This is a genomic window from Kiloniella antarctica (assembly GCF_042682825.1).
Classification (GTDB): Bacteria; Pseudomonadota; Alphaproteobacteria; order Kiloniellales; family Kiloniellaceae; genus Kiloniella; species Kiloniella antarctica.
The window spans coordinates 63,747-75,888 of sequence record NZ_JBHUII010000006.1; the positions used below are offsets into that span (position 1 = coordinate 63,747).

The window sequence follows — 12,142 nt, forward strand, 5'->3', positions numbered from 1 at the left end:
TAAAAACGGAGCTTCGGCTCCGTTTTCTGCTTCTGACGATATAAGGATCAAGGAAATGAATACAAATATTCTCCCTAGCAACCGAGCGGTTCTAGCTGCTCGCATCGACCCCGACGCCTATACAACTGGCGATGAATCAAGTGGATGGGTTGATATGGCTGTTTTTGAAAATATTCAAGCTATTGTTTGCGCCGGAACCCTTGGCGCAAGCGCAACGCTTGACGCTAAGCTGGAGCAAGCCACTAATAAATCAGGTGGGAGCGCCAAGGATATTACAGGCAAAGCCATTACTCAGCTGACTAAAGCGAGTGGCCAAGATGATGTCCAAGCTATAATCAACTGTCGATCTGATGAGCTTGATACAAATAACGGCTTTACCCATGTGCGCCTAACTATGACTGTCGGCACCGCTACTAGCGATGCTGGAGCTGTCATTTTGGGCCACGATGCTCGGTATCAGCCCGCCGATGGTGGTGGCGCGGTCGATATCTCCGAGGTTGTTGCCTAAATCAAGGCCAATAAGGGTGGCATTAGCCACCCTTTCTTTTTGCAAAGAAAAACAATGCCCCTCACAATAACAACGCAAGCCGCAGAAAAGCCTGTTTCTCTGGACGAAGCTAAACGGCAATTGTCTATGGAAGACACAACAGACGCTGATGTGTTAATTGCGTCTCATATAGCGGCTGCAACGTCCCATGCAGAGACAATATTAGGTCGGGCGTTGGTGGCCAGAACCTATACAGCGACACTAGATTGCTGGCTTGATTGCATCTGGTTACAAATGCCGCCACTCGGTGTTGTCAATTCAGTAAAGTATGACGATGTAGACGGCGCTGAGCAGACTCTTGCAACTTCTGTTTATGAGGTTGGGGAGCGGTTCGGACAGGCATTTGTGAAGCTTGCCCCTAATCAATCATGGCCTGATCTTGATAACACTAAAAGTCTTGATCGCATTCGTATTGAATACACGGCTGGTTACGGTGATGCTGATGCAGTACCGGACGATATTAAACACGCGATTTTACTACTGATAAAGTACTACTTTGACGAGGTGGACAGTAAAATTATAGACACTGCCGAGTCAATGTTAAACCCTTATCGGGTTTGGGAGTTAGCATGAAAACAGGGCGGCTTCGGGAGCGGATAACGTTACAGGAATTGTCAACAGTTGATGACGGAGGCGGCGGGTCAGTAGAGACGTGGAACGATGTTGTTAAAATATGGGCCAACATAAAACCGCTTTCAGGTAGTGAGCAGATCACAGCAGACAAAGAGGCATCGACAACACTCTATCGAATTAGAATTCGCAGCCGTGAACTCAAATCATCATGGCGCGTCGTTTGGGGTTCTAAAATCCTGAATGTGAGAGAAATTTTAGAGGGCGATAGCAGTCAGAAATATTTATTGTTTAACGCTGAATTAGGCGTCGCCACGTGAGTGCAAAGGCGAACAATAAGCGACAGGCTGCGAGATTGCGCCGCTTGCTGCAACGTGCGCCTGATGAAATTACAAAAGAAGTTAAAGAAGCTTTGGTTGAGGCCGCTGAGAGGGTTAGGGAAGACGCTATAAAACGTGCGCCATATCCTGAATTGAAACGGGCGCTTGCGGATAAGCAGGCTATCGGCATCCAGTCTAACGGCTTCAAGGTTGTGATGGGTTTTAGAACTAAGACGCAGCTAAAGCGCAGTAAAATTGGTTATGAACCAGCATGGGTCGAGTACGGCACCAAGCCTCACAGTTTGAAGCGCAGAGATAACAGCGTCAAAGTTAAAAAGAGAAAAGTAAAAGGTAGCGGCACAGGTGGTCGGACTGGCAGTGGGGGACAACACCCCGGCACGCCAGCACAACCGTTTATGACGCCAGCCGCTGAAATGAACAGAAAAGAAAACCGCCGTCGTGTAGGCGAAGCTATTAATAACGCAGTTAAGAAAATGGTACGTAATGGCTGATGCATCATGGGAAGTTCAAAAGGCGATATACACCAAGCTGAAAACTGACCTAAGTATCAATGTTTATGACAATGTACCGTCAAGCGCTCAGACTCCTTATGTGACCATTGGCGATGATACTGCCTCTGATGACAGCACAAAAACGGATGATGGACAGCAAATCACGCTGACTATTCATGCCTGGTCAGATTATGCCGGGCGTAAACAAGTGAAAGAGTTAGGCGCGGAGATTTACGCAGCCTTACACAAACAACCCCTTCCAGTAGCAGGCTTTGATGTTCGTGAAGTCCGTTGGGTGTTTGGTGACACTATACGAGAGCCAGATGGGCATACTTATCACGGCGTCCAACGATTTAGGGTTTTTGTTCAAGGATAGGAAAAAGGGGGCCGAAGCCCCCAATTCCATAGATGCCTGCCAAATAAGCGACCCTATAGCGAATTTAATTAACAAGAGTAATTAAGACGCACACTGATAGAGAATATTAAAATCACTACCCCTGATTTTTCAGGCTTCGAAAAAGGTCAAGACCTTCACGTGAATGCTTGATCCAGAAATACAAAAATTAATCTGTTAAGTCCAGCCGCTTCTGAGCGGCTTTTTTTATGGAGTAAGGAAAATGGCAAAAGAAAGTGGCGTAAAGGTCATCTTGAAAGTTGGCGATGCGGCTGATCCAGAAGTGTTCACAGACCTCAAGGGGCAAAAAGATACTCGGATGAGCGGCGCGGGAAATGCGATTGACGTCTCTGACAAAACTACAGGCGGTTGGGGTTCAACTCTTGCTGGAACCCGCAATATGACGGTAACAGCATCTGGCCTTGTTGTGTGGCCTGATACGACAGGCATTGATGTTTTGCGTGGTCACTGGGAGGCAGGAACGACAGTAAACTGCGAGCTTGTTCTAAATGATAACGGCGATAAATATTCAGGGGCATTCTCAATTACGCAACTTGATATTGGTGGCGCAAGTGACGGGGCAACCGAGTATAGCGTTACCCTTCAAAATGCCGGGCAACCTACGCACTCATAATGGTAAACAAAATCCGTGGCGAAGTGCCAATAACTCTGGACGGTAACAAGTATAAGCTTGTCCCGTCCTTCGAGTGCCTTTGTGAAATTGAGGCTGATACGGGCAAGGGCATCGTGGCTCTGGCCCGTAAAGTATTCGCAAACGACTTCACTCTATCAGAGATAACCGCGATTATTACTCGTGGTTTGAATGCTGCAGGGGAGCCAGCAATCTTTGATAAGGTTGGGCCTATGGTCGTGGGCGCAGGTGTTTTATCAGATGACATTCAAACACCTGTCAGAGCCTTTTTTAACCACGCCATAACAGGTGGGCAAATAAAGAGCGCTGAGGGAAACGAGAAAGCGGCGAAGAGACAGACTTAATCCCTTTTCGTCGCTATCTCGGCATTGCTTCGGGCCTTCTTGGCTGGCCCCCTAACATTTTCTGGAAATCAACCCCGCATGAGTTCTTCGCCTCGCTTGAGGAAAGGACAAAATCCAACTCGCCTAACGATAAATCTGAGGGTGAAGAGGATTTCGCACAGTTCCGCGCAAAACTTGAACGAGCAAACGTGATATGAGTGAAATTGAACGGCTTATATGGCAGATCGAGGCGAAGACCGAAGGGTTGCGTCGTGAGCTTAAAAAGGCTGAACAGTCGGGTGAGAAATTTACTCGCAAGATGGATCAGACCGTTTCGCGGACGAATAGTCAGTTTGCTGGATTGGGGCGCGTCCTAACTGGTGCTGTTGTTCCGGCATTAGGGGCTGTTGCCGGGGCCTTGTCAGTTCAACAGATTTATCGGTATGCGGAGGCTTGGAAGCAGACTGAAAACAGATTGAAACTTGTCACGAATGGAACTGCGGAACTTACAGCAACCCAGAACAGTCTTTTTGCGGTCGCTCAGAACACTCGCTCCAGCTTTGAAGGGACTGCGGATCTCTATTCGCGAGTTGCCAGAAGTACAGAGGAATTAAACCTCTCTCAGTCCAAATTGATTGAACTTACTACCTCAATCAATCAAGCCACAAGGATATCTGGCGGAGGCGTTCAGGCAGCAACTGCGGCGGTAACTCAATTCGGGCAAGCTTTGCAATCTGACAGGCTTCAAGGTGACGAACTTAGGTCCATCCTTGAAAACGCACCGAGATTAGCAAAGGCACTTGCTGATGGCTTGGGTGTGTCGGTTGGTGAGCTTCGTACGCTCGGTGCAGAGGGAGCACTGACCGCTGACAAGATCGTCAATGCTCTGTCTACGCAATCTCAGGCCTTGCAGGATGAATTTGACAAGATGGAGAAGACTGGGGGAGAGGCGTTAACACAGCTTGACAATGCTTTCTTGAGGGTTATTTCCTCGATGGATAAGGCGACTGGGGCCTCCAAAGTCTTCACAAAAGCCGTCAGTGGATTTTCTGATTCTATCGAAAACACAGGGCTTGAAGATGCGGAACAATCAATTTCTAGCCTTTCCTCTGAAATAGCTGATCTAAAAAAAGAAATAAGCATTTCAGAAAAGATCAATTTCTTTGGGGGCGATGTTGAGGAAAAGAGGAGGGAGCTCCAAAAGCTTCAAGATATAGTATCATCTCTTCGGGGCGATCTAAATAAATCACCTTTACAGATACAACTCGAGTTCGATCTGGATAGCTTGCAAAGGAAAGCAGCAGAAGCAAAAATACGGGCCACGGAAGGGTTGGAAAAACACAAGAGCAACCTGCTTGATCTTGGGTTTAATGATGTAGACGGTAATGATGCTGTTGATCAGATCAACAAGCAGGTCGTTTCTTTAAATAAGCAAATTATTGAAACAATCGACAACCTCGCCAAACTTACAGGCGGTCAGCATCCTGGTGGAGCTGTTCCAATTATCTCGACAGCGACAAAAGAAAAAAACCCAACAAAAGAAGAGCTAAAAGATGCTGAGTCGATCAAGCGGAAAACCGATGCTTTGCAGTTCCAGCTTGAGCAGCTTGGGCGAAATGAGAGGCAACAGTTTTTGTATAACCAGCTTAGTCAAGCTGGTATCGACATTAATCATGAGTCCGCTAACTCAATAATCAGTGTAGCAAATGCCGTCTTTGATTTAACAAAAAAACAGGAAAAGTTAGAAAAGGCCAAAAAAGACAAAAAAGAAGCTGACGCAGAACTTGAGAAGCAAAACTCTGCCGTTGAAGACGCAGAACAAGAAATAGCCCACATCGAGCGCGAAGTTCAGGCTCTTTTACAGGGCAAAGAGGCCTATGAGGCCTATCAACAGGCCCGTGAAATTGAGCAGGGTTCAGAATCTATTCGTGAGCGTCTTGAGGCTTTGGGGCTTGAAGAAGAGCTAATCAGCCGTGTTACAGCAGCTTACGAGAAACAATCTCAAGAACTCGACAAGGCAGAAGAGACATTCAAAAAACGCGAAGAAGCCGTTGAGAAGCAAAAGCAGTCAGAGCAAGAGCTTGCCGATATTCTTGAGAACGGCATTGGCCGCTCTTTGTCCGCTGCTGCGGACGGTTGGGACGCGCTAGGTAAGGTTGCTCTTGATGTTTTGGGGCAAATTATTGCTAAAAGCCTTGATCTTGATGGCGCGCTTTCTGGGGCCGGGGGTGGCTCTGGCGGGGGTGGCATTTTCGGCACGATTCTAAGCGGTATTGGTTCAGGCATTGGGTCAATTTTTGGTTTTGCTGACGGCGGAAAAATTCAAGGCCCCGGTGGCCCACGTTCTGATTCCATTTTGGCGGCAGTTAGTAACGGCGAATATATCGTCAATGCCACTGCAACCAGTAAATATCTACCCTTGCTCGAGGCTATTAATGGCGGCGGGCTTCCTGCGTTTGCCGATGGTGGGGTTGTCGGCGGCTCTGTGCCTCGTGTGCCGGATATCTCAAAAAGCATGAGTTCCATAACAAATAACAGCAGATCAAGTTCAAGCAATAGCGCGGTCTACAATATAGATGCCAGAGGCGCAGAAATAGGCGTTGAGCAGAAGATAAAACAGGCTCTTGATGAGAGAGAGCCTTCTATAATTGAGGGCGCTGTTCAGCAGGTCCGCGAAGAGAGTTATCGTAGCGGCAGTTCATACCTCGGGGGTCTTTAATGGTCACGTATCCGATCGACATCCCGACCAAGCCGGGTATTCGCGATTTTAACATGAAACCCCTAACGGCTGTCGGTGTGAACGTATCGCCGTTCACATTTTCACAAGAGGTTCAAGTTAGCCAGGGGCAACAATGGACAGCAGAGTTTGATTTGCCTCCCATGTTGAGGCACCACGCTGCTGACTGGCAGGGATTTATGCTCGGGCTTAACGGGCCAGAAGGCACGTTCCTCATGGGCGATCCTGATGCGAAGGAGCCGTTAGGCACGCCGACAGGTACGCCTGTTCTGGATGGAGATCACGCCGTAGGCGTAAGGGAAATTAATATCAAAGGATTTGTGGCGAATTCTATAGGAAATTTGTTGCGTGGTGATGTTATCCAGATTGGAGCAGGATCTAACGCACGCATACATCGTGTAGTTTCTTCTGTTGATGCTGATGCAAATGGTAAGGCGACTGTTGGAATTTGGCCGTTAATCAGAACTGGCCGCGCTGATGATGAGCCTATTGTTACTTCTAACCCTGTTGGCCTTTGGAGGTTGGTGGCGAATGAAATGGGCTGGCAATCAAATGCGATAGGTCACCATAACATATCCGTCAAGTGTATGGAGGTTGTTCCGTGACAGCAGAAGAAACATTTTCATATTTGGAAGATAATGATGTTTTTTCGCCAATCATCCTTGCTGAGTTTGATTTTGACCCAACGCCTGTTCGGGTCTTCTCAGGCCTTGGCGATCTTACTTGGGCGGGTAAAACTTTTACTGGTCTTGGCAATCTTGGGGAAATCTCAAACCCGCAAGACGGCAATGATTTGAGGGCAAACACCCAAGCCTATCGATTAAACGGCATCCCGTCCGAGTATTTGGGCATTGTGCTGACCGAAAACTATCAAGGCCGACGATCTCGGCTATGGCTTGGCGTCCTTGATGAGTACGGGCAACTGGCTGGTGATCCTTATCTAATTTCTGATGGACGCATGGACACAGCGACCATTGAGGATAATGGCGACACAGGGTCAATCACCATACAAGCCGAGACTATCCTTATTGATTTGGATAGGCCAAGAGAGCGCCGATATACGCACGAAGATCAACAGGACCTTTACCCCGGCGATATGTTTTTAGAAAAAGTAACGGCCTCACAAAACAAAGAAATCATCTGGAAATGACAAGATTTGAAGATTGGCCAAACCAGCTAAACCGCTTTGTAACGGATTGGATGGGCAAAAAGCATGTTTGGGGCGCTTCTGATTGCTCGATTATGTGCCTTGATTGGGTTGAGCGAGCCACAGGCCAAAAGGTCGGCGCTGATGTTGCTGGCTCATACGATAAGGCGTCCGGGGCTTTAACGTTCTTGAGTAATAAGGGCTATAAAGACCTTGGAGATATGGTCTCAGATCGTCTTGGTTCTGTGCCGATTGACGGAGCTTTTTTACAGCGCGGAGATATTGCACTCGTTGATTGCCCCGCTGCCCGTGAAGGCATCGGCGTAGTTACCGGGGCGCATATCTTGATTATGGACATAAAGCAGGGCGGGTCACTAATTCCGTTTTCCCGGTCAATAGCTGGTTGGAGGCTGTGAAATGGGTGGTCTCGTTGCTGCTGCAGTAGTTGCTTTATCTGGGGCGTTTGCTCAAGTCAGTATTGGCGCGTTGATTGCAAAGGCCCTTTTAGGCGCTGCGCTTAGTTTTGGTTTATCTGCGGTATCAAATGGGCTGTTCGGGAAAAAGGCATCTTCACCTAAGCAAAAGCAGTTTGGCTCGTCGCGAATTCTGACATTTAGAGAGCCTGTCCAATCTCGTGAAGTTGCTTATGGAGAAGTTCGTAAAGGCGGGTCTCTACCTTTTGTGGATGTTAAAGGGAGTGATCTTTACATGGTTGTTGCCCTTGCAGGTCACGAAATAGACAGTATTCGTGAAATTTATTTTAGTGAAGAAGCTATCCCCTTGGATACAAACGGGAACGCTATTGGTAAATATGCAGGATACGCCAAAATAAACAAACACCTCGGCGGCCCCGACCAGCAAGCTGATCCTGATTTAGTTGCTGCGTTCCCTGACTGGACAGAAGAACACAAGGGGCGAGGCGTTGCACATATTGTTGCGAAACTTACCTACAATCAAGATAAATTCCCCAACGGAGCGCCAACTATATCAGTCCTTTTTAGAGGGAAGAAAGTTACAGATCCACGCACTGGGTTAACCAAGTGGAGTGACAATGCTGAACTTTGTATAGCGGATTACTTGAGGGATCCTCTTTACGGGCTTGGCATCGATGCTCACAGCCTCCCCGAAGATAGTGTTATTTCAGGCGCGAATGCGTGTGATGAGATTGTCGCGATTGAAGGGAGCAACAGGGCAGTCGAAATGCCCGAAACCAGTTTTTCTTTAGAATACGACCTTCGAACAGTTTGGGAAAATCCGCCTCCTCCTCCTCGTGATGGCGGGTCGGCGGATCAAAGTGCTGATGGTGGAAGCTTTGGTACTGATAGCGGCGGGGTTTGGACATAATGCCTTACGTAACAAAAAACCACGGCCCAACGTCTTACGTTAAGCTTGGCGTCGATTTGGGGCTGGAAACTGGCGACAAGGTTCGCGTTTCAAGCGCTGTTGATTTGCCTGACCCTCTTCTGGTTGACACCGACTATTTTATTATTCGTTCGTCTGGCGTAAAGCTGGCATTTGCGGCGAGTGAATCAGACGCACTCAACGGTAATTTCATATCTATATCTGGTGGGTCTGGGGCAATGACTATTCGGCCCGTTGAGGTGCTGCATGTTACGGACAAACACGCTCTGCGCGATGGTGATGTGGTGCGCGTCTCTAGTACTGGTGATTTACCAGCCCCTCTTGCTGTGGATACGGATTATCACTGTTATGTTATGTCAAATAAAAGAATTAGGCTGTCGAATGCGTTAAATGGGCCGGTCATTCAGTTAACTGCGTCAGGTACGGGCAGTTTATCCGTAAAAAGGGCGGGAACACGTAGGTACAGGCTTAATGGGGACTTTGAAAGCAGCTTGAAGCCCCGAGAAGTGATTGAGAACATGTTGACCTGTTGTGCAGGTGATTTAATCCCTTCGGGCGGCGCTTGGTATATACAGCCTGGAGTGTGGGAACCCACGACGATTGAGCTTGATGTTGATGACTTGAGAGGGGCTATCAAAATCAGCCCAAGAACAACACGTCGAGATCTGTTTAATGCAATTAAGGGTAAATATATTAGCCCCGATAACGACCACCAACCCGCCGATTATCCTGTCATCCGTAACTCAACATACGAGGCAAGGGATAATGGCAAGGTTATCTACAAGGACTTTGACCAAAACTTTACTGACTGTCCGTGTCAGGGGCAGCGCGTAGGTAAAATCGTTCTTGAGAAAGGCGCTCAACAAATAACGGTGAACTTGCCTTGCAAACTCCGAGCTATGAGAGTGCAGCCGGGTAAGAATGTGATGCTGACCCTGCCTCGCTTTGGGTGGGATAAAAAGTATTTCTTTGTCGAGAAAAGAACTCTGGTAACTGAAAAGGGGCGAAACGGGGTCCCTGTTATAGGCATCGATCTTGTTTTGCGAGAAACCGCGCCGGAGGTTTTTGACTGGAACTCAGGCGAAGAAACAATTGTTGACCCGGCGTCGGACAGCAATTTGCCGACGCCGTTTGATGTGCCTAAGCCCGGTATTCCATCAATAACGGAAGAATTGTACAGGGTGCCAGGCGGAGGCCTAAAAACTAGAATAACATTTGAATCATTTGTAACGGAGTGGCCTTACCCACTTTTCTACGAGTATTCGTTTTCAATAAACGGATCAGCCTTAAGGACAATACCTAAAAACAAAAACTCAAAAGTTACCGTAAGCGACGTTGAAAGTGGCGACGTCTATGTGAGTGTAAAGACTTATAATTCACTTGGCGCGCCCTCAGAAGAGTCGGTATTTACAGGTAAGGTTTATGGGCTAACAGCACCGCCACAACCTCTTATAGAAGTTAATTTACAAAAAATAGGCGGCCTAGCCTACATAACTTGGAAAGCCACCAACGAGCTTGATGTTGTTTTTGGTGGACGCATCCTAGTCAGGCACTCGCCTAAACCGATTAGTGAAGCTGTATGGGAAAACTCAGTCTCAATTGGGGAGCCTGTTGCAGGATCTGCGGGGTCCGTTGCGCTGCCGTTGAGGGCTGGAACCTATCTACTAAAAACAGAAGATAGCGGCGGCAGAAAAAGCACAGAAACGACTAAAGTGGAAACAGATGGTGCAGGGTTAGTCGCATACAGCCCATTAACCTATGCTCAGGCGCACCCTACTTGGTCCGGCGATAAAGACGGCACCGTTCTTCGTGGGGGTTCTTTGAGGTTATCATCACAGCAGCTTATCTCTGAAGTTGATCTTATTTCTGAGATTGAATCGTTCAATACACTTGGCGGTATTGGAGAAAACGGCACGTATCGTTTTGCCTCTGGAATTGATCTGGGGACGGTAAAGCCTGTGAGGCTTCGTGTTGAGGTCGATGTTACAGGCTATGACGAAAGCGACAAAATCAGCAAGCGTGGCCTTGTATCAAGTTGGCCTTCACTAATGGGCGGCATGACTGGCGACGTTGAGTGTGACTTATGGACCAAGACGACGATCGATGACCCGAACGGCGGCTCTCCAGCTTGGTCGGATTGGCAAAAAGAAGTTGGTTCAGAGCACAGCGTCAGAGCTTTCGACTTTGAGCTGCGGCTCAGATCAGGCGATGAAAACACGAACATAGCTATAAACGAATGTATTATTTATGCAGATGAGGTTTCTTGATGGCGCAACATAATGACTTGATTATAGATGATCAGACAGGGGCTGATTTCCTGCCTGATATAAATTCGATCTTAATGGCGATTTTGACGCAGAACTCAGGGAATGATGAACCTCCGGCCACTGTCCCTTTTATGTTCTGGGCGGAGCCAGACGCAGACACGCTCTGGCAGCGGAATGCTGCCAACGATGGTTGGGTAAGCAGAGGCTCGTTATCGTCTGGCTTTGGCGCTCTTGCGGTGCGGGATGCAGTTGACACCGATCAAATTACCGCCAACGCAATCACCCTTGCCAAGATTGCGAGCGGGACGGCAGGAAAATTCATAGGCTTTGACGGTTCTGGCAATCCTGCTGAGTTGGATGGTGGTGGTAAGGTTGTGCAGATGGTCAATGAGACTTACTCGACAACAGCGACGACAACCTCAAATATATCGCCAGACGACACAATTCCACAAAATACAGAAGGCGCCGAATTCTTTTCTAAGTCCATAACACCGACGAACTCTGCAAACCTTTTGCGCATTGACGTTGTCGTTCATCTAGGGAATAGCGGGTCAAACCAAATAACTGTTGCGGGACTGTTCCAGGACAGTATTGCGGGGGCTTTATCTGTTGGTTCTGGGTCATCCCTTCAGTCTGATCAAATCCCGGAAACTATTGCATTCACCCGTTGGATGACAGCAGGGACAACAAGCGAAATTACTTTCAAGATTAGATGCGGCGCCAGTTCGGGAACAACAACAATAAACGGAGCTGCGGGTAGTAACCAGTACGGAGGCGTACTTGAGTCCTCAATGACTATTACGGAGATTTCAGCATGAGAAGCCTAGCCCTTGCCTTAGAGCAGAAGTACCCTGGCATTCAGGGGATTGGTACAACTGAAGGCGTTTTAACTTCATGGCCTGAAAACGTACCTCGTCCAAGTGGCGCGGAGCTTGAGCAGATCATTGCGGATTATATCGAGCCTGCACCTAAGCTATCATCTATTGATTTTTTTGCTCTGTTTGAGGCGGAAGAGCTTGCAATTGAAGTTGCCGGGGAAACAGACCCCAATATCCGTATTTTCCTCCGTTGGGCGACGGGTGCGGATGTAATCAGCATGGACAACACGAAGGTCATAGGCGGTCTTGATTATCTGATATCTAAGGAATTGCTTACTGAAGAGCGTAAAGCGGCAATTTTGGCGGGGCAGGCTCCAGCATGATCGAACACCTAAAAGGGGGAACTATGGACAAGTTTATTGGCGTGGCCGCTATATCAACGCCTCTATGGCTAACCTATTTTAATATGGGTGTTGCGGTCGTCGTCGGTGTC

Annotated in this window: 16 protein-coding genes; all 16 read left to right on the forward strand. The window is 48.0% G+C overall.

What is annotated here, in order from left to right; translation table 11 throughout:
- The first annotated feature begins 55 nt into the window (after positions 1-55).
- The 16 genes from ACFSKO_RS13450 to ACFSKO_RS13525 all read left to right on the forward strand — a co-directional run bounded on the left by ACFSKO_RS13450 (position 56) and on the right by ACFSKO_RS13525 (position 12,032).
- On the forward strand, positions 56-508 hold the full coding sequence (locus tag ACFSKO_RS13450; protein ID WP_380252455.1) for a hypothetical protein: 453 nt from the start codon (positions 56-58) through the stop codon (positions 506-508).
- A gap of 54 nt (positions 509-562) precedes the next feature.
- A complete protein-coding gene (locus ACFSKO_RS13455) occupies positions 563-1,120 on the forward strand; it encodes a head-tail connector protein (RefSeq protein ID WP_380252457.1) in 558 nt (185 codons plus the stop codon).
- Complete coding sequence (locus tag ACFSKO_RS13460) at positions 1,117-1,437, forward strand: phage head closure protein (protein WP_380252459.1); 321 nt, start codon at positions 1,117-1,119, stop codon at positions 1,435-1,437. The genes ACFSKO_RS13455 and ACFSKO_RS13460 overlap by 4 nt, the downstream gene beginning before the upstream one ends.
- Entirely contained in the window at positions 1,434-1,949 is a 516-nt protein-coding gene (locus tag ACFSKO_RS13465; RefSeq protein WP_380252461.1) for an HK97 gp10 family phage protein, read from the forward strand. The genes ACFSKO_RS13460 and ACFSKO_RS13465 overlap by 4 nt, the downstream gene beginning before the upstream one ends.
- Positions 1,942-2,325: a DUF3168 domain-containing protein gene (locus ACFSKO_RS13470; protein WP_380252463.1), complete on the forward strand. Its 384-nt coding sequence runs from the start codon at positions 1,942-1,944 to the stop codon at positions 2,323-2,325. The genes ACFSKO_RS13465 and ACFSKO_RS13470 overlap by 8 nt, the downstream gene beginning before the upstream one ends.
- A 241-nt stretch (positions 2,326-2,566) precedes the next feature.
- A complete protein-coding gene (locus ACFSKO_RS13475; protein ID WP_380252465.1) occupies positions 2,567-2,977 on the forward strand; it encodes a phage tail tube protein in 411 nt (136 codons plus the stop codon).
- Entirely contained in the window at positions 2,977-3,339 is a 363-nt protein-coding gene (locus ACFSKO_RS13480) for a gene transfer agent family protein (RefSeq protein ID WP_380252467.1), read from the forward strand. Before ACFSKO_RS13475 ends, ACFSKO_RS13480 begins: the two co-directional genes overlap by 1 nt.
- Positions 3,340-3,362: 23 nt before the next feature.
- The gene (locus tag ACFSKO_RS13485; RefSeq protein ID WP_380252514.1) at positions 3,363-3,536 is read left to right on the forward strand and encodes a phage tail assembly chaperone; all 174 of its coding nucleotides are present in this window, start codon (positions 3,363-3,365) and stop codon (positions 3,534-3,536) included.
- A complete protein-coding gene (locus tag ACFSKO_RS13490; RefSeq protein WP_380252469.1) occupies positions 3,533-6,037 on the forward strand; it encodes a tape measure protein in 2,505 nt (834 codons plus the stop codon). The genes ACFSKO_RS13485 and ACFSKO_RS13490 overlap by 4 nt, the downstream gene beginning before the upstream one ends.
- Positions 6,037-6,660 carry a hypothetical protein gene (locus ACFSKO_RS13495; RefSeq protein WP_380252471.1) on the forward strand — a complete coding sequence of 208 codons (624 nt, stop codon included), beginning with the start codon at positions 6,037-6,039 and terminating at the stop codon, positions 6,658-6,660. Before ACFSKO_RS13490 ends, ACFSKO_RS13495 begins: the two co-directional genes overlap by 1 nt.
- Positions 6,657-7,205, forward strand: a complete 549-nt coding sequence (locus ACFSKO_RS13500; protein ID WP_380252473.1) for a hypothetical protein — start codon at positions 6,657-6,659, stop codon at positions 7,203-7,205. The genes ACFSKO_RS13495 and ACFSKO_RS13500 overlap by 4 nt, the downstream gene beginning before the upstream one ends.
- Complete coding sequence (locus tag ACFSKO_RS13505; protein WP_380252475.1) at positions 7,202-7,618, forward strand: DUF6950 family protein; 417 nt, start codon at positions 7,202-7,204, stop codon at positions 7,616-7,618. Before ACFSKO_RS13500 ends, ACFSKO_RS13505 begins: the two co-directional genes overlap by 4 nt.
- A gap of 1 nt (position 7,619) precedes the next feature.
- Positions 7,620-8,546, forward strand: coding sequence for a hypothetical protein (locus tag ACFSKO_RS13510; RefSeq protein ID WP_380252477.1), 927 nt, complete (start codon positions 7,620-7,622; stop codon positions 8,544-8,546).
- Positions 8,546-10,831 (forward strand): phage tail protein, encoded by a 2,286-nt coding sequence (locus ACFSKO_RS13515; protein WP_380252479.1) that lies wholly within the window; start codon positions 8,546-8,548, stop codon positions 10,829-10,831. The genes ACFSKO_RS13510 and ACFSKO_RS13515 overlap by 1 nt, the downstream gene beginning before the upstream one ends.
- The gene (locus ACFSKO_RS13520; RefSeq protein WP_380252480.1) at positions 10,831-11,649 is read left to right on the forward strand and encodes a hypothetical protein; all 819 of its coding nucleotides are present in this window, start codon (positions 10,831-10,833) and stop codon (positions 11,647-11,649) included. Before ACFSKO_RS13515 ends, ACFSKO_RS13520 begins: the two co-directional genes overlap by 1 nt.
- On the forward strand, positions 11,646-12,032 hold the full coding sequence (locus ACFSKO_RS13525) for a hypothetical protein (RefSeq protein ID WP_380252482.1): 387 nt from the start codon (positions 11,646-11,648) through the stop codon (positions 12,030-12,032). Before ACFSKO_RS13520 ends, ACFSKO_RS13525 begins: the two co-directional genes overlap by 4 nt.
- Positions 12,033-12,142 lie beyond the last annotated feature (110 nt).